The sequence below is a fragment of the Paenibacillus sp. FSL H7-0323 genome, assembly GCF_038002725.1.
Taxonomy (GTDB): Bacteria; Bacillota; Bacilli; order Paenibacillales; family Paenibacillaceae; genus Paenibacillus_AQ; species Paenibacillus_AQ odorifer.
Genome location: NZ_JBBODB010000001.1, coordinates 354244 through 378763, shown reverse-complemented (window position 1 = coordinate 378763; position 24520 = coordinate 354244). Strand labels below are relative to the sequence as shown.

The window sequence follows — 24520 nt, the reverse complement described above, 5'->3', positions numbered from 1 at the left end:
AGAGATGTCTTTATGTTGTGCTAGAAGTTACAAAATCCCGGCTAATTAGCCCTCTTTGTTAAAAGGCTCATCCGCAATTTTAATAGAGTCGGTTGGGCATCCATCACAAGAATCCTGGAGATCATCAAACAAATCATCCGGAATCGCTGTGATGCCGTGGTTTCCGTCATTTTCATAAATAACTTCTGCCAAACCTTCGTCATCGTAATCAAAAATATCAGGAGCCGTTGCGCCACATGCACCGCAAGCGATACAAGTGTCTTTTTCGACCCAAGTGTACTTAGCCATTTTATCTCTGCCTCCCGTTGAACAATACAGCGCTGTTGTACCAGCGTCTTATATTTTCTCATATTAATATAAAAAGAATACAATTTCAATCGATTTTCAATACGTTTGCATTTCTGACGCATTCTACGGCATCTATTTTGACATGTCATAGAATGTTCTTGTTACTCTTTATCAGACTCGACAGATAGAAGATTATCCTTTTGCAACGAAGTGCCACGTTCTTTATGATTGCGGAGCCTTGCAGAGTGAGAATCGCTTAACATCCCGGCGGTCAACACTGCATTTTCACCGAATTTATTACGTAGCATGTCCATAGTCTTGTTAAGAGACTCTTTCTTAGGCTGACGTTCGTAATCGAACAAATCAAGCTGAATGGCAGAATCCTCTTTAGCAATCAAGCCCTGCAGGGTCACACCCAGCAGCCGCACAGGCTTCTCCCCATTCCAATGACGAACATATAGATCGCAGACGGACTTGTAGATATCCTCCCCACTCTCCGAAGGAGCCTCTAGCTGACGCGAACGGGTTATGGTCTTCATATCGGGTGTCCGAATGGTCAGCTGCACCCCTGAGGCAACAAGACCTTGCTTACGCAAGCGCCGGGCTACCTGATCACTTAAATTCAACAAAATCGGTCGTACCTCAGCAAGACCTATGACATCCCGCGGCAATGTTGTGGTGTGTCCAATCGACTTACTCTGCTCCCGCTCAGGATTAACGATCCCATGATCAATACCGTTGCCAGCACGCTTTAGCCATGAGCCCATAACTCCGAAATTCTCAACCAGCATATTTTCATCAGCCGCTGCTAATTGACCAATACTGTAAATGCCCAGTTTGCGGAGCTTTTCTGCTGTTTTTCCACCAATGCCGAACATTTCGTTACAAGGCTTGTCCCATAAAATCTTAGGCACATCCCGCAGCCGCAGCACCGAAATGCCGTTTGGCTTTTTTAAATCGGAAGCCATCTTCGCAAGCAGCTTATTGGGAGCGATCCCCACTGAGCATGGCAAGCCCAATTCTTCCATTATACGGCGCTGAATCGTCTCCGCTATTTCCATGGGTGTACCGAATTGTCTGGAGCCAGTTATATCAAGGTAACATTCATCGATGGACACTGCTTCCAGTAACGGAGTATAGCTATATGCAATCTGCATAAAAGCATTAGAATATTTGCGGTATAAATGGAAGTCCGGTTTAATAACGATAAGCGATGGACAAATACGAAGCGCCTTCTGAACCTGCATTCCCGTCGAAATCCCCATTCTGCGGGCGACGTAGGAACAAGTCACTATGATCCCTTTCCGCAATTCAACACTACCCGCAACCGCAGTAGCTTTGCCTCTATATTGGTCAGGGTCCTCTGCCTCATGCACAGAGCAGTAAAAAGCATTCATATCGACATGCAGGATAACCCTGCCACTCGTTGGATAATACTGATCAACATTCTGCACAATATCTACCTTCTTATCCTCAGGTTTTCTATTGTCCAATTTAGAATAACTCTCCGCTGCGGTTAGGTCAACTTAAGAGGCTGTAAAGTTCTTTGTTACATTCCCGCGTAAAAATGCTATAATATATAAATTCATTTCCCTATAAGGAGGACTCTCATGTCTAAGTCCATCTCCATCTTCGATACTACATTACGCGACGGCACCCAAGGTGAAGGCATCAGTCTGTCGGCTGACGACAAGCTGAAGATTGCCAAGAAACTCGATGATCTGGGTGTGCACTATATTGAAGGTGGCATCCCGGGAAGCAACAATAAAGACATTGAATTTTTCAAAAGAGTCAAGGAGCTTCATCTGAACGCCAAAATCACAGCGTTCGGCAGCACTCGGCGGAAGAATTCCTTGGCCGAAAACGATGACAATTTAAAACGTATGATTGACGCAGGGGTTCCTGCTGCTACACTCGTCGGAAAATCTTGGGATTTCCATGTACACACTGCATTACAGACTACGCTTGAGGAGAATCTCGCCATGATCGGCGACTCCATATCCTACTTGAAACGCCAAGGCCTTGAAGTGATTTTTGATGCCGAGCATTTCTTCGACGGATACAAGAATAATCCTGAATATGCAGCAGCTGTTCTGTCCAAAGCCCGGGAAGCCGGAGCAGATTGGCTTGTAATGTGCGATACCAACGGTGGGACCTTACCTTACGAAATTCATGAGATTGTTACCGCTCTAAATCAACAATTGCCCGGAGCCAATCTCGGAATTCACACTCACAATGACTGTGAGCTAGCGGTTGCCAATGCACTTAGCGCCATCGGAGCTGGAGCACGGCAAGTACAAGGTACCATTAATGGTTACGGTGAACGGTGTGGCAACGCCAACCTATGTTCTATTATTCCTACACTACAGATCAAAATGGGTTATCACTGTATTCCAGGCGATTCATTGTCACAGCTTACCAACACTGCCCGCTACATTAGTGAAGTTGCCAATGTTAATCTGCCCGTAAATCAGCCTTATGTCGGAAATGCAGCTTTCGCACACAAAGGTGGAATCCATGTCTCCGCCATCATGCGTGATTCACGGACCTATGAGCATATCGCTCCTGAGCTTGTCGGGAACAAGCAGCGTGTGCTGGTCTCCGAACTTGCCGGACAGAGCAATGTACTTTCCAAAGCGCAGGACATGGGTTTAAATCTGGATCCAAGCAGCGAGCAGGCTCGCCGGGTGATCGAGAAAATCAAAACGATGGAACATCAAGGCTATCAGTTTGAAGGTGCCGATGCCTCACTGGAGCTACTCCTTCGGGAAGCTACTGGCGAGATGAATGAAACCTTTACCTTTGAATCCTTCAAGATGTTAGTTGAGAAAACCGCAGAACATCCAGTAGTATCTGAAGCGTTCGTGAAGCTGAAAGTTGGCAGTGAGAATCTTTATACCGCTGCTGAAGGTAACGGTCCAGTCAACGCACTCGATAACGCGCTTCGTAAAGCATTACAGACCTATTTCCCACAATTAAAGGAAATGCATCTATCCGACTATAAAGTCCGTGTAATAGATGAACAGGATCAGACTGCAGCGAAGGTAAGGGTATTGATTGAATCCAAGAACTTCACAGACACCTGGAGTACGGTTGGTGTCTCCAGTAACGTAATTGAAGCCAGCTGGGAGGCACTTGTTGACAGTATGCGCTACGCGCTTCTCAATGAGCTCTCTTTGGAGAATGAGAAGACGACCAGCAGTGAACCTAGAGGCCTGGTCAATCATTAATTGATCACTTATAGAATTTTGTAAGACAAAAAAGAAGCTTCCCAAAAGTAGAATTCTACTTTTAGGGCAGCTTCTTTTTATTAAATAGTCTGTGTAACGGACTATTGCTTTAGCCCATAGACTTTGGGTGGTGGGTGGTGAGCAATGGGCAGTGTGCGGTGCGGGATGCGCGGGGGCGAGTGCGGGTGCGGTAGAGTAATTAGGGGAAAACTCCCTGAAAATAGCCGATATTCGCTATAAATGAACAGAACCAGGGAATTCCTCCCTAAAAATCAGGGTGATTTCATTATTTTCCACCAAAACAGCTAGATCAGAGGGATATTTTCCCTAATTATTCGTTGAATGACCCGAGATCTCGAAATAATAGGGAAAAACTCCCCAATTGTACAACGAGGCTTCCTTCGGGGTTCCAGCTATTTCTGCTCCACTGTATAGTGAAATTAATGCTTGGGGTCAACTAAAGCAAATCGTGGCTGACCAAAAACGCAGATCAGCGATCCTCCAAAAAGAAGAATCGCTGATCTGTAGACTTTTGCTGTTTGGAGAAAAAAGCAGATCTGTCTCCACATGGGACAGCCTGCTTCATGATTCGGTAAGCTTGATTATTTTCTCCTCCAACTCTTCAGGGCTAAGAATACCTAGAATAATCTCAGAGATCACTCCATTCTTATCAATGAGCACATTGGTGGGAAAAACAGCTCCATTATATTTGCTGTACACCTCATCTTTTACATCAAACATAACCGGAAACACAAGACCGTATTTCTTGATAAAACGTTCAGCATTGGGTTTATAATCCTGACTGCTCACATTAATACCGTAGATATCTAGAACATCCTTATACTTAGTGGCCATGGTATTAAGTTCAGGAGCTTCCTGCTGGCAGGGATCACACCATGAAGCCCAGAAATTAAGGATTACCGCTTTATCTCTGGGGCCATCAACAACATAGGTAGTCCCATCTGTTCCCTGAAGTGAAAACGAAGGTGCACGCAGTCCAGCCTTAGGTCCGCTCTTCATCGGCAGCTCATTTTGTTGCGCAAGCACAGCTTCTGCTTTTGGCTCACGATTATACCACACCGCAAACACAGCAACACATACAACTATGAGTAATACTGTTATATTTAATTTATTACTTGCTTTCATAGTCATCTGTTCCTTTACGATTGGAATAGTTTTCTACTATTGTACCCTCAATAGGTTAAATTTCAAACCATCCATTTTTTACACAATAATATATACTTTTATAATAAAAAAGAGGGTTTCGTCTGCGACGAAACCCTAATGAAGAGAGAGGGGTGAACAAATGGCAGCATTCCAGGGAAATGTCCAGCCTATTAGACTGAAACATTCCGTACAGCAAGCACTGGGGAAGCACCTGCTGTCCTGTTATCCGCATGAAGCATGCGGAGTCCTGCTGGGTGCTGCCGCAGCGGGTGGCATGCTCATAGATACTTACGTACCCTTGCGCAACGTAGCGCCAGACCCGCTGCACACCTTTACTCCTCACCCTGAAGAGTGGATTGATGTTCTTTACAACGAACCGACAATCATCGGCCTATTTCATTCCCACCCACATTCAGCACCTATCCCTTCAGTTGCCGATTATAAAGGACTAACAGCACTAGGACCTGAGTTTGCGCTCTATCTTATAGGTTCTCCCAACATCAAAGACAGCTGCAATCCCATTCTGAACGGATTTTATATTGAGCGTTTGCCTGATAACCGCGGTAATTTGTCCCGCGGTTTATCCCAAGCCCCGCTTCACGTTCTACTTAAATAAGCATATAGATCTCCCAAGGTATCCACTTGGCCGCGCTCCGAAATTTCCCGCAGGTAGATCACCCACAGCTGTGCTGTCATCTTTGCGTCTTCCAAGGCATGATGACGGCCATGAATCGGAATTTCATGTACATATAGCAGCTCATCCAGCGAATAATTACTTCGCTGTGGCTCAAGCCATCGCGCTAACATCATCGTGTCCAGCACACGGTGTGTTAGCTGAACTTTAGAGGTTTTCCATAAAGCAGCATTAAGAAAAGCCTTATCATGTGAGCTTGCATGTGCCACCAGCACATTCTGACCTACAAAGGACATAAAATTATGAAGGCCATCGATTAAGGAGGGAGCGGATTGTGTCATTTCTTCCGTAATCCCAGTCAGCCTTGTAATATCCTCCGGAATAGCCGTCTGACAGTTCACCAGTGTATAAAAGCATTCCTCTTCTTTGATCTGCTCTCCAACAACCTTGACGGCTCCGAAAGACATAATCTCATCCCCATGCTGATGGGAAAAGCCTGTAGTCTCTAGATCAAAGATCACTGTCTCTAATTCAGATAATGGGGTATGCAGCACCTCAGGCCGCCGCTTCTCTCGCATCAAAGATCGAATAAAGGCCATTTGCTGCGCAGTCTGTTGCGCAGTTTCCCCACCTCTCATCGAAGCAATTGCCGAGGGCATTCCACCTTGTCTTAGATTACTCCAGAATCCTCCGCTTTTGTTCGGCTCCCTCATGACCGCCACCTTTCCGCTGAGCGGAGCTGACGCTGCAGCGCCCGATGAAGGCGTCTGACAAGCAGCAGGCTTTCACGCAGCTCAGACAGCAGCTGCTTATTCTTCAATTCACTCTCAGCTACATAATCACTGCTGATTAACAATCCATCCTGAACACTATATGGCGTGTTCACTCGCAACCGCATTGCTAATAAGAAAGCTCTGCGAATATCCTCTAAATGTTGATATTTCCCAAGCCTATCAAGCGCTTCAATCCGCTCTAATGTCGAGCCAGCTCTAATGTCATGTAGTAATGACAACCGTCTAACAATGTTCACTAACGGAATATAGACCCCATACTTAACATCAAATCCGCCTGCATAATCACCAAACCGTTCTGTTAACACCTGTCCCAGTAAATTCAACGTCGCTTTGTGGCGTACTGTATTGCGAAGAACAGCATTAGACAGCTGCTCATTTTCCGCAAAGCCTTCATAGAAAGCTTCTTGCCACTTCGCTGATAACTCCACGCTTCCTGCCACATGACGCATATCCGAAGAGATAATAAGATACCGGATCGGCTCCCATTCCAACTGATTTCTCCAGCTATCAAGCTGCACTATCCATTCAGATAATGTCTTACGCCACATGACTTGGGAGCACATTACCTTCCCCGCACATTTCTCATATCCTACTTCTTCAAGCATATCGGATAACAAAGTTCCGAAAAATTCGAAATAGCGATTTTTTTCCCCATCAGGCTCTCCTTCGACTATCAGGCCATTATCCTGATCGCTCCAAAGCGTTGCCTCCTGCCTCCCACTGCTGCCAAACACAATAAAGGAATAAGCACAGGGAGGCGGGCCATAGCCCGCCTCTTTCATCTGCGCCTCACATATGAGTACTGCGGTTTGGGCAATAAGATCATGCATAGTATTCACACGGAACATCCATTCCTCTATAGGAATAACATTCAACCGTTCGAGAAGTACTTTTTGACAGGCAACACGCCTCTCCCTAAGCTCCTCTGACGAACCGGCCAATACGATGGTCCTAAAGCTTTCTTCATTATACTCATCTGTTAACTCCATCGATGCCACACGGTCCGCCTCCCTGTCCGAGTTGAAATGTTATTGTTTAAGGGTTTTGGATTCCGAATCTGCGATCAATTTCATTTGCTCAGGGTATCCGTAAGTACCATGTTCACTGATATCCAGGCCCATCAATTCTTCTTCTTCTGTAACACGAAGTCCGATAGTTACCTTCATTACATACAAGATGATGAAAGAAAGAACGGCTACGAAAACAAATGTTCCAACCACACCAAGCACTTGAACGCCTAGTTGATGGAAACCACCACCGTAGAACAACCCAGCTTCACCTACCAAGCCGCCTTTAGTGATAAGCTCAGGTACAGCGAACAGACCCGTTGAAACTGCACCCCACATCCCCGCAATACCATGCACCGAGAAAGCATAGATTGGATCATCAAGCCCTGCACGTTCCAGCCATTGGGAAGTCATGAATGTAAAAGCGCCAGCTACAAAACCAATAATGATTGCTGCCCATGGATCAACGAAAGCACACGCTCCTGTGATTGCAACCAATGCAGCCAGAACACCATTCAGCATTGCTGGAATATCAGATTTACCAAAGTACAACCAAGAAGCAATCAATGCTGCCAAACCACCTGCTGCTGCTGCGATGTTCGTTGTTAGGGCTACGTGACCGAAGAAACCGCCCATTGGGGACAAAGCACTACCTGGATTGAATCCGAACCAACCAAACCAGAGGATAATAACACCGAGTACAGTAAATACTTGGTTATGACCTGGAATGATCACGGGTTTACCTTCTTTATTAAACTTACCAAGCCGAGGCTTAAGCAATATGGTTGCTACCACTGCTGCCGTTGCACCTGTAAGATGGACAACCGTGGAACCTGCATAATCTTGCATACCCAGCTCAGCCAACCAGCCACCGCCCCATACCCAGTGAGCTACAACTGGATAAATTACGACGGAGAACAAAATTCCGAAAATGATATACACACTTAGCTTCGCACGTTCTGCCATACCACCAGATACGATAGCCAAGGAAACTGCTGCAAAGGCCATTTGGAATAAGAATTTAACATTTAAAGTAACATCAGAAAATGCAAGTGATTCAAAAGAAGCTGCGGTTGAATCTCCTCCGTACAAGAAGCCTGTAGTACCGAAGAAGCCATTGCCGTTACCGAAACCAAGTCCAAAGCCGATAGCCCAGAAGCAAAGACTTGCGATAGCCAGGGTAAGTACTGTCTTACCTGCTACGTGCCCTGCATTCTTCATCCGAACCGAACCCGCTTCGAGCATTGCAAACCCTGCTTGCATAAAGAATACTAAAATGAATGCCAGGAAGGTAAACGCTGTGTCCAATCCGACTTGTAAGTCAACGTTCGTCGGACCGTCCGCTGCAAAAGCACTTACCGGATAAATCATCAGTGTAATCATGGCCAGTAACATCATCAACCATTTCTTTTTCATTTTTACCCCACTCCCCAATGTTATATTTTCTAACAAAGCGTGAAACTCTTAATGTCATTATAATCAGAAGTCAGGTAAATTGACAAGACTATTTTGGGAATGTTTTTATTTTATTTTATTTGAGCACACGAAATTTTCACAGTACTAATGGACTAGAGGTCCTAAAGGCCTGATTCTAGCTGCATTTTCATTAAAATAACTACGCGCACAACCTCATTTATATTACCTGATAATTGAACGCATCTTTTATCAAAATCACAAAATACATAACATTTAATGTTATGTATTGGGGTAACTTATAGTTTTCAACCCCAATCATTCTTCAAATTTGATATCCCTTTGAGTTTGAGTATATTGTATAGAAACTACAGATCACCGTTCATGAATTAACCCTTCTTTACTGCATATACTTTATGAAAGTATGACGTTTGACTGTATGGTTTCCAGTTTGTTATCATTACAGATAGCATAAGAAACCATCAATTTAGGAGATGACCGCCACTTATGGGCAGTCGTATTCAATTAGTGAGGCGAGATTAAATGGGGATATGATTTTGTATCGAATTGGAGAATTAGCTAAGGCTGCTCACATTAGTGAACGAACTATTGATTATTACACGAAACTGGGATTAATCTCCCCGGAATCTAGAAGCACCAAAAATTATCGGCTATACAGCCATGAAACCTTGGCTGCTTTAGAACGTATTACTCAATTAAAGCATGACAAGTATTCATTGGAAGAAATCAAATCTATGCTAGGCAAATGGAACGAGGCAACACCAGAAACTGACGTCTCTGATAAATTAGTTGAGTTAGAGCAGCAAATGCAGCGGCTAGAACGGGAAGTAAAAGCCCTTGAACCTCTTATTAGTGGTTTGAAGCCAGGACAGGCCAGTCGCGTACTTTCAAATCTGCTCCCTCAGGGATTAGCCTGCATGGAAGCGATCCGGCTATTGCTTACGCAAGGACCGCCAATGTAAATACCATATTTACAATACAGTGGAGGAATGCATCTATGTTTATGTACCTATTAGTAATTATTGCTTTTCTTTTCTCATTGTGGGCACAGTTTAGAGTCAAAGGAACCTTTAGCAAGTGGTCAAAGGTAGCTAATTCGAACGGCCTGACTGGATATGAAGCCGCGAGACGTATGCTCGATGCTAATGGCTTACACGATGTTCCGATTGAACCTGTAAGAGGCACACTCTCAGACCATTATGACCCCATCCACAGAGTTGTACGCTTATCAGAGCCTGTGTATTATGAAAGTTCCATCTCTGCAATTTCTGTCGCTTGTCACGAAGTAGGCCACGCGATTCAGCATAAAGTAAGTTATCCTATGTTGACACTTCGTCACCGGATGTTCCCGGTAGTTAATTTCGCATCAGGCATCGCGCCTTTCATGCTGATGGCAGGTTTCATCTTCGGTTACTTTAATCTTATAGGCTTGGGTATCATTTTCTTCTCAGCAGCTGTTGCATTCCAGCTCGTAACGCTGCCTGTAGAATTCAACGCCAGTAACCGGGCTCGTCAGGTCATGGTAGAACAAGGTTTCATCCGCAACGAAGAAGAACGCGGAGTAGCAAAGGTTCTCAACGCCGCTGCATTAACTTATGTTGCTGCCGCTCTAGTATCCTTGCTTGAATTGCTTCGCTTGATCACCGTCTTTTTAGGCAACCGCGACTAATATCGCATACCTCTAAACAACAAAAACCCCGGAAGGCTAAGAGCCGACCGGGGTATTATTTTGCCTAGCTTTAAAGTAGGAGATTAAAAAAGTCCGAAAGGAACGTGCCACCAGCGGTAATTTACTATCTGTACGGTAGATCAAGCCAACCGTTCTCGTCACCGCAGGCTCCACAACCTTCACCTGGGCTGGTTGGAGAGGATTCGTCTGATAGAACGCCATCTCCGGAAGCAGGCTTACACCCATCCCTGCGGCCACCAAACCACGAATGGTATCGGTCTCTCCGCCTTCAAAAGCAATCTGTGGTTGGAATCCCGCCTGCAAGCAAGCTTGCCAAACGATAGGTCTCAACGAATAGCCTTGGCTGAATAGAACAAACTTCTCTTTTTGCAGCTGTTCCAACCGAATTTCAGATTCTCCTGCCAGCCGGTGATTCTGAGGAAGAATCGCAAACAACTCTTCAGTCATTACAATATCCCCCGAAACATGCTCATCATTCTCCGGAAAAGGCGAAATGAAAGTTAAATCCACTTCTCCAGACAATACGTCTTTTATCAAAGAAGGGTAAGATCCTTGTTTAAAACGAAATTTGACATGAGGATAATACTTACGAAAATCTGCAACGATAGTCGGGATTAGATGTGTGCCAAGGCTATGCGGGAATCCAATCCGAATCTCACCACGCTCGGGATCCAGAAATTCATGCACCTCATTTACTGAATGCTCCAACTCCTTAAGGATACTCTCAACCTTCTTGCAAAAGAGCTGCCCAACAGGGGTAAGCTGCAGATTGCGCCCTTTTTGCATGAATAGATCAACCCCAAGCTCTTGCTCCAGCTGATGAATCTGACGGCTTACCGCAGACTGCGCTACATGAAGCTCTTCTGCCGCTCTTGTTACGTGTTCTTTTTGAGCTACCTTTAAAAAATATTGCAGCTGTCTTAGCTCCACTCCATCATCGCCCCTGTCTTAGGCTTTTTTTGAATATACGAATAATTAGCCCATATACGAAAAAGCCAGAAACCAAACCTCCGAGATGTGCAACCCAATTCACATTCGGTGTAGCAAACGACATAATGATCCCGATCATTAGCAATCCGTATAAAGTCTTACGCGAGCCCTCATCCATCATCGCCCGTTGAATAACGGCAATGTATAAAAATGCACCATAAATGGCGTAGATTGCTCCAGAAGCGCCAACCGAAACCGTACCAACCTCCACAACTGAGCGGGCACTAATCGCAATTGTAAGCAGATTTGCCAGAAAACCACCCGCCACATAGAGCAGCGCATAACGCCACCAGCCCAGCAATCGCTCCAGAGGCGGTGCAAACACCAGGAGAGCGAAGCAATTAAAGAACAGATGGGAAAACCCATTATGTAAAAAAATAGCGGCCAGATAGCGCCACAGTGCCTCTTTGTACGGACTCACATCAACTATAGCACCAAAATCAATAAGCGTTTGAATATTAGTTGATCCTCCGTTAATTACCGTCAGGATAAACATGATCACATTGGCCAGTATGAGCAGACAGGTTACCGGATAATACCGGACATAACTTTTCCAATTTTCGTATCGAATAAATATCATAACACCCATCCCTTTACATATATATCTTGTCCGGTTGGACATCTTCCTGCTATTAAGATTATAATTTATTGTGGCAGTAAGAATCCAATATTATAATTCGAGGAGGAAAACAAGGATATGACGCAAGAAAAAACAGGCGTAGCTACTTTTAAAGGCAACCCCATCACTCTCGTAGGACCTAAGCTAACAGCTGGTGATCCTGCACCCGATTTTGTTCTGAGCAAGAATCTTCTAGAAGACGTGTCTCTAAGTGATTATGCCGGTAAAATCAAGCTAATCAGTGTTGTCCCTTCTCTTGATACCGGGGTATGTGACGCACAGACCCGCCGGTTCAACAGTGAAGCCGCAGAGCTTGGTGACGATGTGGTAATTCTCACGGTAAGCACGGACCTGCCGTTTGCCCAAGCTCGCTGGTGCGGTGCTGCCGGCATCGATCGAGTAATTACTCTATCCGACCACAAAGCAACCTCATTTGGACAAGCCTATGGTGTGCTGATTAAAGAATTCCGCTTAGATATGCGCTCCATCTTTGTTCTGGATAAGAACGACAAGATCGTGTATGTTGAATATTTGAGTGAAATGACCGAGCACCCTAACTATGAAGATGCTATTGCTGCTGTGAAGAAGCTGCTCTAATTCTTTAATCAGTAGCGGTTATTCCAACAATACTTAATTATCTCTGTTAAAAAAGCGGCAGAAGGTCCATCCTTCTCCCGCTTTTTTTGTAATAGAAAGATTTATCGATAACACACTGAGCAGCTCACCGTTTACGTAAACGCATTCATACTACCCCTAAGCAAGAAGGGTTTGACGGGCCTCTAAAAATCAGTCTGCTTTGTATTTTCCTAATTTTTTGTCCAAAGATGCATACAAGCGTTGAATCACACGGTAATTCGCCCCGAGATCACCAAGTGAACCTCTAGATGCAGAATACATGTCTACACCACAACGAACAGGCGTCGTATTTAGCACCGATACCGTAATGTCCAGCGTACGGCCAAATGCCGTTCTTTTCTCAAGAGTAATCTCACCTACAGACTCCACTTCGTGAAGCACCTTAAATCCAGGAACTTTCTTTAAAGTTGATGAAACTTCTTCCCATGCTTTGTCTTTAGTTAGATTGTAATAACGCGTTTTTAATGTCGGATCTTTGGCGCGGTCGCTTGTTCCATCATGACTGCGGAATAAGCCAACCAAGGTTCTTTTTAACGACAAAATTCTTCCCCCTCTACAAATCCCAAGTTCATTATTATAAGTGTAACACTCTTGTCTCAGGAACAAAAGGGTATAACTCACTTTCCCTTTATTCCAGACATACAAAAAAGCGCCCGCTCCCATTATTCACGGGAAACAGGGCGCCTTGGCTTAAACAAGAGAAAACCCGCTTATGCCGTCCGGCTACAGTGTCTTCTGAACCTGCTAGAGCAGGTGGGTGATCGCAGAAAACGTTTTTGAATTCCCCAAGTCATATAGACAGGGCGGTTCAGCTGCGCTTCGTGTAGATCTCCCAAGACATTATCATTGGTTCAAAACAACGAGTAACCGTAACGTACATCGCAGGATTTGTTATTATTATATTGCGTTTTAACGAAAAAGTAAACCTGTATGCGCTTTATTTTTACACAGGAATTAATTACCTGGAAATATCCAACGCTTAATCCAGCATTTTGTTAAATGCGTTTGGTGTCCTTTTCATCAATTTCATCCTCGTAGTCATCGTCATCGTCATCGTCGTCGTATTCATCCGCCCGATTGTTCAATGCTGCTGCTTCTGCTTCTTCCTGCTCTTTTAGTTTCTTCTTTTCTACTTGCAGCTGTAGCTTATTATAAGTAGCGTAGAAGTTAAAGAAGGCCGCCATTGCAATCAACGTTGGAATACAAATGAAATACAGAGCCGGATATCTAAGACCGATATAAACAAGAACCGCGGCTGCAATCAATGTAGAGAACACACGAATTGGGCGTGCTATAGTCAGCAATATAGAATTGGTCATCACTTGCTTGAAGCCCATTTGGTAATGAACCACAATGGAAAAGAAGTTAAACATGGATACCGACAAAAGTATCATCAGCACCAACATCAAAATACCAACAATTCTGAAGTTAGGCATTTGTGTCATGTAAACTGTTACATCAACGTACATAACAACGAACATCAATGTATAGATAACTCCTCCGAGCATGCTTTTTACATAGTTCTCTTTATACCCCTGGAAAAATGTACGAAAAGTTCCTACATCCGTATTCCCCATTACCCACTTACGTACTACAGTAAATAAAGCGGCTGAAGCTGGAAACACCGTAAAGGGCGCTAGAATCCCCATTGCCCAGTTCAATGTAATTTGCTCGTTCGCTCCACCTGCGCCTGTCCCTAACATAATCATCTTTAAAACACCAAAAAACAAAAACGGGGCGGAACATAGTGCCCATAAGATATTACTTCCTGCGATACGTGAAATCCATTCTGTCACGCGGTATAAGCCGCCCATTGCTCCTTTAAACTCCAATTCCCTTCCTCCTCTGTCTCTTACATACTACATATCTTAACTATACCTCATTTGACCTCCTCATTTCCATAGCCCAACTTTCTGAATTATAGACTATCGTCTATACGTAAAGCCTTTATAGTCCATATATTAGGATTGTAACCATAAGAAATACCAAAATCCCCACATTCTAAAGGAGGTTATCTCATGTCTACACCTGTTGGCTTCGGCGGTTGGACTTCTACAGGCACGATCCTCGTATTGTTTATCTTGCTCGTTATCATCACTCGTACATTCGGATACTAATATCTCACAAAACAAATTCGCGCCCTACTAAGGACACAACAATTCACCAAACATCCTTATATTTCAGCAAAAAGAAGACGAGAACCGCAATGCGGCATCTCGTCTTCTTTGGTATCTTGACGAAGTATTAATTATCGAAATCTTCACGTTTTGCAGGACGAGTGCTCGTGCTGCTTGGACGAGTGTATGGTTTACGCTCTGCGCTGCGGTTTGCACCACCGTCACGAGCTGGTGCACCATCACGGTTGCCTTTATAGCCACCGCCATAGCCGCCACTGCCGCTACCGTAGTTACTGCCACCGCTGCTATAGCCACCACGACTACCGCCACCGTTATTATCACGGTTACCACGGTATCCACCACCGCTACTGCTGCCACCGGAAGTGCCACGGTTTCCGCCATAACCACCATTAGGTTTACGGCCACTGCGGATATCGTTTTTGCCACCACGACGTTTAGCACGAATTGGATCTTCAGGAGTCAATTCAATTGCAGAATCCTTCTTGTCGCCAGTGAGAAGCTTCATAGCTGCGGACAACAATTGTACGGAATCATATTGCTCAAGCAATTGAATAGAAATTCCTTTGTACTCGTTCAACTCTCCGCTTTCTACCACTTCAAGCAAACGCTCAGCAGTAACGCGTTGTTTACCTTCAATAGCTTCAGCCATTGTTGGCAAAGGTTTACGAGTAATCCGGTGACGAGTAACACGTTCGATCAAATGCAGGTGATCGATTTCGCGTGGAGTAACGAATGACCAAGCCGTACCTTCTTTACCTGCGCGTCCTGTACGACCAATACGGTGTACATAGCTTTCAGGATCTTGTGGCAAGTCAAAGTTAATTACGTGAGTTACGCCGGATACGTCCAGACCACGTGCCGCTACGTCAGTAGCTACCAGCACGTCAATGCTGCCATCACGGAATTTACGCATTACAGCATCACGTTGGTTCTGTGACAAGTCACCATGCAATCCATCAGCAGAATATCCGCGTTTTTGCAAAGCTTCAGCAAGCTCATCAACCCGGCGCTTAGTACGTCCGAATACGATAGCTAATTCAGGTGATTCCATATCAATCAAACGACTAAGAGCTTCAAACTTTTGACGCTCAGGCACTTCCACATAAGCTTGATCAATCAGTGGGGCACTGATTTGTTTCGGAATAACGGAGACATGTTGCGGGTTGTTAAGAAATTGTTGAGCTAGGCGTTGAATGTTTGGTGGCATTGTAGCAGAGAACAACATGGTTTGACGTTCTACAGGAACGAGCTTCAAGATCGTCTGAATATCTTCCATAAAGCCCATATCCAGCATTTCATCTGCTTCATCCAATACAACGGTTTGAACATCATCCAAACGGATCGTTTTACGGTTGATGTGATCGAGCAAACGACCAGGTGTACCAATAATGATTTGTGGTTTCTTTTTCAATCCACGGATTTGACGTCCAATATCCTGTCCGCCATAAATCGCCAACGAGCGAAGACCTTTGAAACGGCTTAGCTTGCCAATTTCTTCTGACACTTGGATGGCCAACTCACGAGTTGGTGCCATAATAAGGGCCAAGATTTTTTCGTCTTCACGGTTAATCTTCGAAATGAGGGGGATACCAAAAGCAGCAGTCTTACCTGTACCAGTCTGAGCTTGACCGATCAGATCCGACCCAGTCAATGCTAATGGGATCGACTGTTCCTGTATCGGTGTTGCCTCCTCAAATCCTAACTCTGTGATTGCTTGTAGCACTTTTGGCTCCAAGCCAAATTCTGCGAATGTTTTCAAATTATTCATGCTCCTTCTATACAGTGGACATTCCACATGCTTGTCTGTATTCTTAAGTAGCGGTAAACACATTTATAGGCTGTCCAATCATGCTCTATTTTCTGCATGATATAGCGCTTTTGGGACGAAAAGCCTCCCTAATCATCAGGTACCTTGTTGTACCTGAGCAACTGTAGCTTTACATCCGATGCAATGCAAAAATACCATTGTAACGTTCTACTCAAGAATATCCTATACATTATATCACAAACACATGTGAGAATACCAGTGGGTTCCTTTCTTTTCATTGCTTTCATGTTTTATTTTTTTAAATATATATATAAGGGTGGATTTACTTGTTAAGACAGATTTTGAATTGTTTGGTTGTTTTTTTAGGGGCAGCACTGATCGCCAGTGGATTTAATCTATTTTTAATTCCACACCGTTTACTAAGTGGTGGCGTATCTGGGCTTTCCATGTTAGTGGGTTATTTCACTCCATTAAACATAAGCCTCCTATACTTGCTCTTTAATATTCCTCTGCTGGCTGCTGGCTGGTTCCAGTTAGGCCGGAGATTTATTATTATGAGCATGTTGTCCGTTGTGTTTACAACCTGGTTCTTAACGGTGATTCCTGAGCATCTGGTGGCTACAGATATGCTGCTGTCCTCTGTATTTGGCGGAGTTCTCGTTGGGATTGGCTGCGGTATCTCTTTCCGTGCAGGAGGTTCTTCCGGAGGTTTTGACATCTTGGGTTCAATCATCACTAAATACCGTGATTTCCCGGTCGGTAATGTAGTGGTAAGTTTAAATGGACTAGTTATCCTGGCGGCCGCTTATCTTGACCAGAACTGGAATTTAGCACTTTCATCAATGGTATCTATATATGTAACAGGTAAAGTGTTGGATATGATTCATATCAGCCACTTAAAGGTAACCGTATATATTGTAACAAACCGTACAGATGAATTACTGCAACATCTAATAGGCCTTCAACGAGGTGTCACAAAGATTAAAACAGAAGGCGCTTATTCTCACGTTGAAAAGGACATGCTAATGACGGTAACAACCCGCTACGAACTTGCAGAGCTGCAACGTATCATCCGCACGACAGATCCTCAAGCTTTTGTAAATATTGTTGAAACAGTGGGTGTCATGGGCTCCTTCCGGAAAGACAAAATGAGGAAATAAAAATTCCTAGTATTGGAAAATGCACCAAACTCAGAATTATGATATATTATACACACGCAGAACCCTAACAATTTCATAAAGATTGAGATTTACCCCTCTTTTTTCCAAAGCACTTCGTTTTCCGATGAACACTGAATCTATTCAGAACTATCGAAAAAGGAAAGGGTGATTTTTGTGGAAATGGAAACGGTAAAACTGTCAGCAATCGTCATGAGGTGGTATCCTGATATGATGCCGTTTCTCAAACAGGACGAATTAAATTCAGTAATCGTTCTGCGAGACGGGCTAAGTATTCTGGAACCTGCAGATGCCATGGATATTATCCATTACAGCATCTGTGAACATCAGAATTCTGCGTATCTTCAATGAGCAAGCCGCAAGAGAAGTCTTGATAGTTGCCGCCTTGGGTTCGGCCCTGTTGCCGATTTAAGGCGGCATTTACTTTTTTCATACCGTTTCGAATCCATACATCTCGTTTATAAACAACAAAGGCGGTTTTTTATTCCCAATCTGAGCTAATATTGTTACAACACTGTTCTTTTTGGGAGCAACCGTTCCTATATAATTTAGGGGAAAGTACATAAAGGGAGAGAAAAACGAATGAACATCACCTGGGCTCTACTGATGATGGCCTTGGGAAGCGTAGGCGTACAACAGAACCAACATGACGCTGAAGTGGCGATCGCTTTGAAGTCCGCCATGAATCCCCCCATCATTGCACAACAAAACAACAATTCGAATGTAGCAACTCCAGCTCCAAGCGCTTCACCTGAAGCAACAAACTCAGAAAGTATGTTACACACCGATCCACAGCCAGACGCACCCAAAGTAAAAGGCATTTATGTTACCGCCTACAGTGCTGGTGGGGAACGAATGGAAAAGCTGCTTACATTGCTTGACCAAACCGAACTTAACTCAATGGTTATAGACATTAAGGACGATGCGGGTTATATCACGTATAAGACCGATAATGCCGACCTTCAGAAGCTTGGTAACCCTCAGCCTTTTATTGGAGATATCAGCAAGTTAATGGAACGTTTGAAGAAACATGATGTTTATCCTATCGCCCGGATTGTTGTTTTTAAAGATTCCATTCTTGCCAAGAAGAACCCGCAGATGTCTTTTGTTAATTCTGATGGCACTGTATGGAAGAATAAAGGCGGCGACAGCTTTGTTAATCCTTATAATGAAGATGTTTGGAAATACAATGTGGATATCGCCAAGGAAGCTGTCAAGCTCGGCTTCAAAGAAATTCAGTTCGACTATGTTCGTTTTCCGGAAGGATTCGAAAAACGTGCTGAAACCCTTAAATACACTAAAACCAGTGATTCACGCGTAGAAATTGTATCTAATTTTGTTAAATATGCCAAAGCAGAGCTAGCTCCACTTGGTGTCCGTGTGTCCGTAGATATTTTTGGATATGCCGCATCTGCCCCTGCTGAGGGTATCGGCCAAGACTTTGTTAAAATATCCAAGAATGTGGATGTTATCAGTCCAATGGTTTATCCAAGTCACTATTCAACGGGATGGTTTGGCGTGAAAGAGCCCGACTTAGATCCTTACGCTACAATCAAAGGCTCCATGGTTGATACACATAAGAAGCTTGATCCACTGGGCAGCTACAAACCCGTTATTCGGCCTTGGATTCAAGACTTTACAGCAAGCTGGCTCGGAAGTGGTCATTATGTGAAATATGGTAAAAAACAGGTGGAAGATCAAATCCGCGCTTTAAAAGATGAGAATGTGGATGAGTTCCTTCTCTGGAACGCCAATAATCGCTATACAGCCGATGTTGATTACAAAAAACAATGAATCCAGCCCTTATTATTTATAGCTGATCTGATATACGTATGCTAAAGACCCGGCGTCTGCCGGGTCTTTTAACGGAAACTTATTGAACTATTTAACCTATTCCATGAAAAATCATAAAGAATGAGGCACAGAATTATGATACAGACCACCTCTTTAAAACAAAAGGCAGGACAATTTTTTCATATTTTATTCCCAATCCTTGTTACACAAATTGCTTTATCCGCGATCACCTTCTTTGATACTAATATGTCCGGTAAATTCGGAACCGTCGATCTGGCAGGAGTTGCGATAGGAACTAGTCTTTGGATTCCAATCCAAACCGGTCTCAGCGGTATTCTTATGGGGATCACACCTATTGTTTCACAGCTCATCGGGAGCAAAAAAGATAAGGATGTTGCCTTTCAAGTCACACAAGGTATTTGGCTGTCACTGATTGTTTCGATCATCGTCTTGCTGATTGGCAGCTTTGCCTTGTCACCTATTCTTAATTTTATGAACTTGGAGCCTGGTGTAAGAGATGTTGCTTTCCGCTTCCTCAGTGCTATTTCGTTCGGAATTATCCCCCTGTTTGGATATACGGTACTTCGTAGCTGTATAGACGCTTTAGGGCAAACACGCGTATCCATGTGTATTACACTAATAGCTTTGCCTGTAAATGTAGGTTTGAACTATTTGCTCATCTTCGGGAACTTCGGATTCCCTCGTCTCGGGGGTGTTGGTGCAGGGGTAGCTTCAGCCATTACCTATTGGGTTATATTTGCCGTTGCTCTACTGTTCATATATCGTTCTCAGGCCTTTGTAAATCTCAGATTATTCCGTAATTTCTACTTCATATCGTTAAACAGCATTAAAGATTTGCTTAAAATCGGAGTACCCATCGGTTTCTCGATTTTTTTCGAAACGGCTGTCTTTTCCGCTGTAACCTTGTTAATGAGCCGATTTGATACCGTAACAATTGCCGCGCATCAGGCAGCAATCAATTTTGCAACAACACTTTATATGATTCCGCTCAGTATTTGCATCAGCCTTACCATCCTCGTCGGCTTCGAGACCGGGTCTGGCAGACAAAAGGATGCACGCCAATATGCCATAATGGGTATCGGGCTGGCGGCAATCCTTTCGCTGGCCACAGCTTTATTACTCTTGTTTGCCGGAAATCATGTAGCTGGTCTATATTCAGATGAACCCGATGTCATCTCGTTGATTCAGCATTTCCTGATCTATGCAATCTTTTTTCAAATCTCAGATGCAATTGCTACACCTACTCAAGGGGCGCTTCGCGGATATAAGGATGTTAACCCAGCCTTTATCATTTGTTTTATTGCCTATTGGGTAATTGGCTTACCTACAGGTTATGTACTTGCAACTTATACAGATCTAGGAGCATTCGGCTACTGGATTGGTCTTATTACCGGTCTTGCCATCGGTGCGACCCTGCTATTGTCTCGGCTTATCAAAGTTCAACGGCGTTATGCCGCACAATACACACAGGAACAACCACAGAGTTAACGATCCATATTACACAAAAAAGGAACAGTGCGCATCTCGCAGCTGTTCCTTTTTATATATAGCGTCGCTAATTATTGGGAAAGACGGGAAGCCAGCTCGTACAGCTCCAGGTCAAAGCCCTTTTTCGTATTTACAACGAGATCAATATCTGTAAGAGTTAATTCACCTTTGATGATACCACAAGCCTTGTCGGATTCACCTTCGATTAGCTTACGTACGGCAAAATCGCCAAGACGGCTAGCCAGATTCCGGTCTCCAGGAGTTGGTGTTCCACCACGTTGGATATGTCCGAGTACAGTAACACGTGCATCCAGAGAAGCATGACGGTCTTTCAGAGCTTGAGCCACATCTTCACCTTTGCCAACGCCTTCGGCAACAATTACGATACTGTGACGTTTACCTCTGATAAAGTTATCGCGCATCCGGTCAGCAACTTCATTCAAATCATACGGCATTTCCGGCACAAGAATTGTTTCTGCTCCGGAGGCCAGTCCAGCATGCAGCGCGATATCGCCACAGTGGCGTCCCATAACCTCTACAATCGAAGAACGTTCATGGGAGGACATAGTGTCACGCAACTTGTTAATAGCGTCTACAACAACGCCAACCGCTGTATCAAACCCGATAGTGTAGTCTGTGAAGGAGATATCGTTATCAATCGTACCTGGCAAAGCCATAGTCTTGATACCAAGTTTACTTAATTTGTTAGCTCCTTTATAAGAACCATCTCCACCGATAACTACTAGACCATCGATACCCAGTTCATTAAGGATATCCGCGCCTTTTTGTTGTCCTTCCGGTTTCGTGAACTCCAGACATCTTGCAGACTGCAGAACAGTACCGCCACGTTGAATAATATCCCCTACACTGCGAAGATCCATTGGGAAAATATCGCGATTCAGCAGACCTTGATAACCACGTTGCACCCCAAATACCTCAATACCGAAATAAAGTGCGCTTCTTACAACCGCACGAACAGCGGCGTTCATTCCCTGTGAATCTCCACCACTAGTCAATACTGCGATTTTTTGAATTTTAGACATTCTGTTGTTCCTCCTTAAAATTGTGCGAAGTCTGATACATCTTATAAAAACAACTTCGCGACATGGTTACAAAAAGCGTTTGCGTATCCAACGGCTGTTAGCGAAGAAGAACAGTCTTGTAAGCGGACTGCCTTTCATCAGGCTTTTAGATACAGAGCGAACTTCCCGCTGTTCGCTAACTTTGGGATCAGATAAATAAAGTGCCAGCAATCCCTCAATCACCATACGATGCATCGAAGACTCTGGAAGATTACGAACATCCTTACGGGCCCACTCAACCATTGCAGCGATCCGACTCAGCATGGTATCCGTGTCATCATAATAATTGCAGAAATTAAGATCACCGCCTGCTCGGTCCTCTTCCTGATCAATCAGATAATCCAGCATAATGTGCAGACCACATACATGCGGAAAATACGCGGCTCGAATCGAAGCCGCAGAAGCTTGGTTCAGCTTCGGATCACATGCGGAAAGAAATAACATAAATACACCTAGTGTTGATCCCGTTGCAGCCGAAAACTCATTCCATTGCAGATGCGGCGCTCGACTGCCCTGTTCCTCCCACCACTCCTTCAGGGCTGTTTCCCTGAGTTCCGGACGGATGTGCTTATACACTTGTAAATCTGTATAGAGCACAGCCAGTTCTCGAATCTCCGCTGCAGCAGCGGAATAACCTGGCAACAAAGAAATCATTTCTTGGCATTTACGAACCAGCCTGTACAAATATCCGCCGTCATTCTGTTCACTTCGAAGCGCATAATAATTACCTGGCTCAGCATTTGGATCAATAGCATCCAGCATAGATTGATGCAGCAGCCTGAAATCTGCAGGATCAAGCGAAGTACTGCGATCACATAAGTTGTCCAGATAATCACTGATAGTTTGATAAGCAACAATTAGCGGAATCAGTATATGTTTCATCGATAAATTGCCGGCGGCATAAATACCACCGCCTATGCAATGAAACTCTTTAGTTTCAATGCTGGCAAGTGCTTGCTTCCGGAGCTCGGGATCGGGAATCCCGTTCGCATCTTGGCGCCAGAAATGGAGACATTCTCTCACTTCCGGCAGCACGTACTTATAGACCCTGTTCATAAGTCCCAGTGGACCACGCGGGCTAAGGTAACGGCCTTGCTCTAATTCACTCAATGACAGTGCCTCCACATTGTTGTCTCCTTATCCAAATCACCACTTATTATAATATGATCAGGCGTATTTGTACAAACAACAAAATCACTTTCGTAAAATCATGAAAGATTCAGAAATACAGCAGTTTTTAAAAACATCTCCCCATTGCTTTATGCTATACTAGGCATATTTCAATTTCGGAGGAGTGCAATCCATGTTTTCAAAACGGACCGGCAGCCTTTACAGTGATCAAAACTGGCTGCGTTCCTTTCTCTTTACCATATATGGTACCAGCGTCCTTGTAGTATCCTACTTTCCTTTATTCTACACACATTTAGGGTTTAGCAGTTCTCAGATAGGCTACTTGTATTCCCTCGGCCCCCTTATCTCCATCCTATCCAATCTATTCTGGAGTATGATAAGCGATAAGTTAGGCACCGTTCGAAAGATCATGTTCATACTACTTGCGGGTCAATTAGTAACTGGTCTTCTATTAGCCAGAGCGGCCGAATTTTCATCTGTCATGCTTATTTTGTCCTTCTTCTACTTCTTCTATTACCCAGTTTTTCCGCTTGCCGATACAATGGCTATCAAAGTTGCCGAAAGACACGGACGGAACTTCATTACCATTCGCGTTTTTGGCTCCTTAGGCTATTCTTTCTTTGCTCTAACCGTTGGCTATGCATTAAGAGCATTGGGCTCTACTTGGAGCTTGACCCTATGTATCATCATCATTATTGCTGCACTTTTAATTACCCTAGGTCTTAAGGATGTTAAGAGACCTGCTGTTATAGAAACAACGAATCAAGATAAGGACACAGCTGAAGCTGATAATAGCAAAAATGGACTTAAAGATATATTGTTGCAAAAAGAGGTGCTGTGGTTCTTCGGCTGTGTGTTTGTACTCGCGTTAGGCCATAGAATGAACGAAGCCTTTCTGACGATCAGTCTAAAACAACTAGGCGCTGGTGAGGAAATCATTGGCTGGGCATTGCTCGCGTCAGCTCTTAGTGAGATCCCTGTATTATTTATCCTCAGCAGATACGGCGACAAATTCAAAGAATTGCCCTTGCTGGCCTTGGGGAGTCTGATGTATGCTCTGCGTTTTCTTTTGATGTCCCTGGCGGATCATCCAGGCTCAATGATTGCCATTCAAGCCATGCACAGTATATCATTTGGTGTTTTTTATGTAACATCTGTCCGTTATATCACCCGGATTATCCCGGATCGCCTTCGGGCAACAGGTCTTGCCATTTTCACCGTCGTTTGGTCAAGTGCCTCTGGGCTGCTTAGCGGTACCTTTGGCGGCATTATTTATCAAGAGGCGGGGCGTTATATTTTTTATATAGTGGCTACGGGTTTCAGCTTACTTGCTTTTGCAGGGTTTTTGGGACAGCATTTATTGAAATCCAACCTGGAGCCGATCAATTATTTCAGAAAAAAGAACAAAAAAGCCTCCCTATAATTAGGGTT

General features: G+C 44.2%; 24 protein-coding genes and 1 other RNA gene. 11 read left to right on the top strand and 14 right to left on the bottom strand.

The features are described from left to right. Positions 1 to 45: 45 nt before the first annotated feature. Complete coding sequence (locus MHH89_RS01840) at positions 46 to 288, bottom strand: ferredoxin (protein ID WP_036689316.1); 243 nt, start codon at positions 286 to 288, stop codon at positions 46 to 48. A 161-nt stretch (positions 289 to 449) separates the two neighbouring features. Beyond that, positions 450 to 1781: a DNA polymerase IV gene (locus MHH89_RS01835; protein WP_282579938.1), complete on the bottom strand. Its 1332-nt coding sequence runs from the start codon at positions 1779 to 1781 to the stop codon at positions 450 to 452. 117 nt (positions 1782 to 1898) lie between these two features. On the opposite strand from MHH89_RS01835, the gene cimA reads away from it, so the two are divergent. After that, positions 1899 to 3518, top strand: a complete 1620-nt coding sequence (cimA, locus tag MHH89_RS01830) for a citramalate synthase (protein ID WP_076191352.1) — start codon at positions 1899 to 1901, stop codon at positions 3516 to 3518. A gap of 582 nt (positions 3519 to 4100) precedes the next feature. Here the strand turns inward: cimA and MHH89_RS01825 are convergent. Then, complete coding sequence (locus MHH89_RS01825; RefSeq protein ID WP_076191350.1) at positions 4101 to 4664, bottom strand: TlpA family protein disulfide reductase; 564 nt, start codon at positions 4662 to 4664, stop codon at positions 4101 to 4103. 160 nt (positions 4665 to 4824) lie between these two features. Here MHH89_RS01825 and MHH89_RS01820 point away from each other — a divergent pair, with 160 nt between their 5' ends. Beyond that, positions 4825 to 5301: a M67 family metallopeptidase gene (locus MHH89_RS01820; protein ID WP_341086164.1), complete on the top strand. Its 477-nt coding sequence runs from the start codon at positions 4825 to 4827 to the stop codon at positions 5299 to 5301. Here MHH89_RS01820 and MHH89_RS01815 read toward each other — a convergent pair. From MHH89_RS01815 to MHH89_RS01805, 3 genes are read right to left on the bottom strand one after another with little or no spacing between them, the layout of a single operon-like run. Further along, positions 5283 to 6032, bottom strand: a complete 750-nt coding sequence (locus tag MHH89_RS01815) for an exonuclease domain-containing protein (RefSeq protein ID WP_076133631.1) — start codon at positions 6030 to 6032, stop codon at positions 5283 to 5285. The genes MHH89_RS01820 and MHH89_RS01815 overlap by 19 nt on opposite strands. Then, on the bottom strand, positions 6029 to 7102 hold the full coding sequence (locus MHH89_RS01810) for a DUF294 nucleotidyltransferase-like domain-containing protein (protein ID WP_341088780.1): 1074 nt from the start codon (positions 7100 to 7102) through the stop codon (positions 6029 to 6031). The genes MHH89_RS01815 and MHH89_RS01810 overlap by 4 nt, the downstream gene beginning before the upstream one ends. Positions 7103 to 7141: 39 nt before the next feature. After that, on the bottom strand, positions 7142 to 8536 hold the full coding sequence (locus MHH89_RS01805) for an ammonium transporter (RefSeq protein WP_036689307.1): 1395 nt from the start codon (positions 8534 to 8536) through the stop codon (positions 7142 to 7144). Between the two features lie 548 nt (positions 8537 to 9084). Between MHH89_RS01805 and MHH89_RS01800 the strand changes: the two genes are divergently transcribed. Both MHH89_RS01800 and MHH89_RS01795 read left to right on the top strand, forming a co-directional pair. Further along, positions 9085 to 9516, top strand: a complete 432-nt coding sequence (locus MHH89_RS01800) for a MerR family transcriptional regulator (RefSeq protein WP_036689305.1) — start codon at positions 9085 to 9087, stop codon at positions 9514 to 9516. Positions 9517 to 9551: 35 nt separating this feature from the next. Then, positions 9552 to 10223: a zinc metallopeptidase gene (locus tag MHH89_RS01795; protein WP_076125126.1), complete on the top strand. Its 672-nt coding sequence runs from the start codon at positions 9552 to 9554 to the stop codon at positions 10221 to 10223. A 36-nt stretch (positions 10224 to 10259) separates the two neighbouring features. On the opposite strand, the gene MHH89_RS01790 is transcribed toward MHH89_RS01795, so the two are convergent. Then, positions 10260 to 11174, bottom strand: coding sequence for a LysR family transcriptional regulator (locus MHH89_RS01790; RefSeq protein ID WP_076125124.1), 915 nt, complete (start codon positions 11172 to 11174; stop codon positions 10260 to 10262). Between the two features lie 4 nt (positions 11175 to 11178). Then, complete coding sequence (locus MHH89_RS01785) at positions 11179 to 11814, bottom strand: rhomboid family intramembrane serine protease (RefSeq protein ID WP_341086161.1); 636 nt, start codon at positions 11812 to 11814, stop codon at positions 11179 to 11181. A 117-nt stretch (positions 11815 to 11931) separates the two neighbouring features. On the opposite strand from MHH89_RS01785, the gene tpx reads away from it, so the two are divergent. After that, complete coding sequence (gene tpx / locus MHH89_RS01780) at positions 11932 to 12450, top strand: thiol peroxidase (protein ID WP_076125122.1); 519 nt, start codon at positions 11932 to 11934, stop codon at positions 12448 to 12450. Between the two features lie 189 nt (positions 12451 to 12639). Here tpx and MHH89_RS01775 read toward each other — a convergent pair whose 3' ends face one another. The 3 genes from MHH89_RS01775 to MHH89_RS01765 form a co-directional block, all read right to left on the bottom strand. Next, complete coding sequence (locus tag MHH89_RS01775) at positions 12640 to 13029, bottom strand: DUF1499 domain-containing protein (RefSeq protein ID WP_036689295.1); 390 nt, start codon at positions 13027 to 13029, stop codon at positions 12640 to 12642. Between the two features lie 159 nt (positions 13030 to 13188). Next, positions 13189 to 13380: non-coding RNA, 6S RNA (gene ssrS, locus MHH89_RS01770), on the bottom strand. Positions 13381 to 13484: 104 nt separating this feature from the next. Next, positions 13485 to 14321, bottom strand: coding sequence for a YesL family protein (locus tag MHH89_RS01765; RefSeq protein ID WP_076125120.1), 837 nt, complete (start codon positions 14319 to 14321; stop codon positions 13485 to 13487). 186 nt (positions 14322 to 14507) lie between these two features. Between MHH89_RS01765 and MHH89_RS01760 the strand changes: the two genes are divergently transcribed. Then, positions 14508 to 14606: a hypothetical protein gene (locus tag MHH89_RS01760; RefSeq protein WP_036689290.1), complete on the top strand. Its 99-nt coding sequence runs from the start codon at positions 14508 to 14510 to the stop codon at positions 14604 to 14606. 127 nt (positions 14607 to 14733) lie between these two features. Here the strand turns inward: MHH89_RS01760 and MHH89_RS01755 are convergent, their stop codons facing one another. Next, a complete protein-coding gene (locus MHH89_RS01755) occupies positions 14734 to 16386 on the bottom strand; it encodes a DEAD/DEAH box helicase (RefSeq protein WP_076308293.1) in 1653 nt (550 codons plus the stop codon). 335 nt (positions 16387 to 16721) lie between these two features. On the opposite strand from MHH89_RS01755, the gene MHH89_RS01750 reads away from it, so the two are divergent. From MHH89_RS01750 to MHH89_RS01735, 4 genes are all read left to right on the top strand, one after another. After that, positions 16722 to 17555, top strand: coding sequence for a YitT family protein (locus tag MHH89_RS01750; RefSeq protein WP_036689285.1), 834 nt, complete (start codon positions 16722 to 16724; stop codon positions 17553 to 17555). A gap of 180 nt (positions 17556 to 17735) precedes the next feature. Next, positions 17736 to 17924 (top strand): hypothetical protein, encoded by a 189-nt coding sequence (locus MHH89_RS01745; protein WP_036689649.1) that lies wholly within the window; start codon positions 17736 to 17738, stop codon positions 17922 to 17924. A gap of 231 nt (positions 17925 to 18155) precedes the next feature. Continuing rightward, entirely contained in the window at positions 18156 to 19367 is a 1212-nt protein-coding gene (locus MHH89_RS01740) for a putative glycoside hydrolase (RefSeq protein ID WP_076309860.1), read from the top strand. 135 nt (positions 19368 to 19502) lie between these two features. Beyond that, positions 19503 to 20876 (top strand): MATE family efflux transporter, encoded by a 1374-nt coding sequence (locus MHH89_RS01735; RefSeq protein WP_076125117.1) that lies wholly within the window; start codon positions 19503 to 19505, stop codon positions 20874 to 20876. A gap of 71 nt (positions 20877 to 20947) precedes the next feature. On the opposite strand, the gene pfkA is transcribed toward MHH89_RS01735, so the two are convergent. Together pfkA and MHH89_RS01725 are read right to left on the bottom strand one after the other, a co-directional pair. After that, positions 20948 to 21919: a 6-phosphofructokinase gene (gene pfkA / locus MHH89_RS01730; protein ID WP_036689277.1), complete on the bottom strand. Its 972-nt coding sequence runs from the start codon at positions 21917 to 21919 to the stop codon at positions 20948 to 20950. 66 nt (positions 21920 to 21985) lie between these two features. Continuing rightward, a complete protein-coding gene (locus MHH89_RS01725; protein WP_036689648.1) occupies positions 21986 to 23068 on the bottom strand; it encodes a tetraprenyl-beta-curcumene synthase family protein in 1083 nt (360 codons plus the stop codon). Between the two features lie 193 nt (positions 23069 to 23261). On the opposite strand from MHH89_RS01725, the gene MHH89_RS01720 reads away from it, so the two are divergent. Beyond that, the gene (locus MHH89_RS01720; protein WP_076125115.1) at positions 23262 to 24512 is read left to right on the top strand and encodes an MFS transporter; all 1251 of its coding nucleotides are present in this window, start codon (positions 23262 to 23264) and stop codon (positions 24510 to 24512) included. Positions 24513 to 24520: the final 8 nt, after the last annotated feature.

What these genes read in the sequence shown, in the direction of transcription:
- MHH89_RS01840 (WP_036689316.1), bottom strand. Translation starts at nt 288, where the DNA reads ATGGCTAAGTACACTTGGGTCGAAAAAGACACTTGTATCGCTTGCGGT.
- cimA (WP_076191352.1), top strand. Translation starts at nt 1,899, where the DNA reads ATGTCTAAGTCCATCTCCATCTTCGATACTACATTACGCGACGGCACC.
- MHH89_RS01825 (WP_076191350.1), bottom strand. Translation starts at nt 4,664, where the DNA reads ATGAAAGCAAGTAATAAATTAAATATAACAGTATTACTCATAGTTGTA.
- MHH89_RS01820 (WP_341086164.1), top strand. Translation starts at nt 4,825, where the DNA reads ATGGCAGCATTCCAGGGAAATGTCCAGCCTATTAGACTGAAACATTCC.
- MHH89_RS01815 (WP_076133631.1), bottom strand. Translation starts at nt 6,032, where the DNA reads ATGAGGGAGCCGAACAAAAGCGGAGGATTCTGGAGTAATCTAAGACAA.
- MHH89_RS01810 (WP_341088780.1), bottom strand. Translation starts at nt 7,102, where the DNA reads ATGGAGTTAACAGATGAGTATAATGAAGAAAGCTTTAGGACCATCGTA.
- MHH89_RS01805 (WP_036689307.1), bottom strand. Translation starts at nt 8,536, where the DNA reads ATGAAAAAGAAATGGTTGATGATGTTACTGGCCATGATTACACTGATG.
- MHH89_RS01800 (WP_036689305.1), top strand. Translation starts at nt 9,085, where the DNA reads ATGATTTTGTATCGAATTGGAGAATTAGCTAAGGCTGCTCACATTAGT.
- MHH89_RS01795 (WP_076125126.1), top strand. Translation starts at nt 9,552, where the DNA reads ATGTTTATGTACCTATTAGTAATTATTGCTTTTCTTTTCTCATTGTGG.
- MHH89_RS01785 (WP_341086161.1), bottom strand. Translation starts at nt 11,814, where the DNA reads ATGATATTTATTCGATACGAAAATTGGAAAAGTTATGTCCGGTATTAT.
- tpx (WP_076125122.1), top strand. Translation starts at nt 11,932, where the DNA reads ATGACGCAAGAAAAAACAGGCGTAGCTACTTTTAAAGGCAACCCCATC.
- MHH89_RS01760 (WP_036689290.1), top strand. Translation starts at nt 14,508, where the DNA reads ATGTCTACACCTGTTGGCTTCGGCGGTTGGACTTCTACAGGCACGATC.
- MHH89_RS01745 (WP_036689649.1), top strand. Translation starts at nt 17,736, where the DNA reads ATGGAAACGGTAAAACTGTCAGCAATCGTCATGAGGTGGTATCCTGAT.
- MHH89_RS01740 (WP_076309860.1), top strand. Translation starts at nt 18,156, where the DNA reads ATGAACATCACCTGGGCTCTACTGATGATGGCCTTGGGAAGCGTAGGC.
- MHH89_RS01735 (WP_076125117.1), top strand. Translation starts at nt 19,503, where the DNA reads ATGATACAGACCACCTCTTTAAAACAAAAGGCAGGACAATTTTTTCAT.
- pfkA (WP_036689277.1), bottom strand. Translation starts at nt 21,919, where the DNA reads ATGTCTAAAATTCAAAAAATCGCAGTATTGACTAGTGGTGGAGATTCA.
- MHH89_RS01720 (WP_076125115.1), top strand. Translation starts at nt 23,262, where the DNA reads ATGTTTTCAAAACGGACCGGCAGCCTTTACAGTGATCAAAACTGGCTG.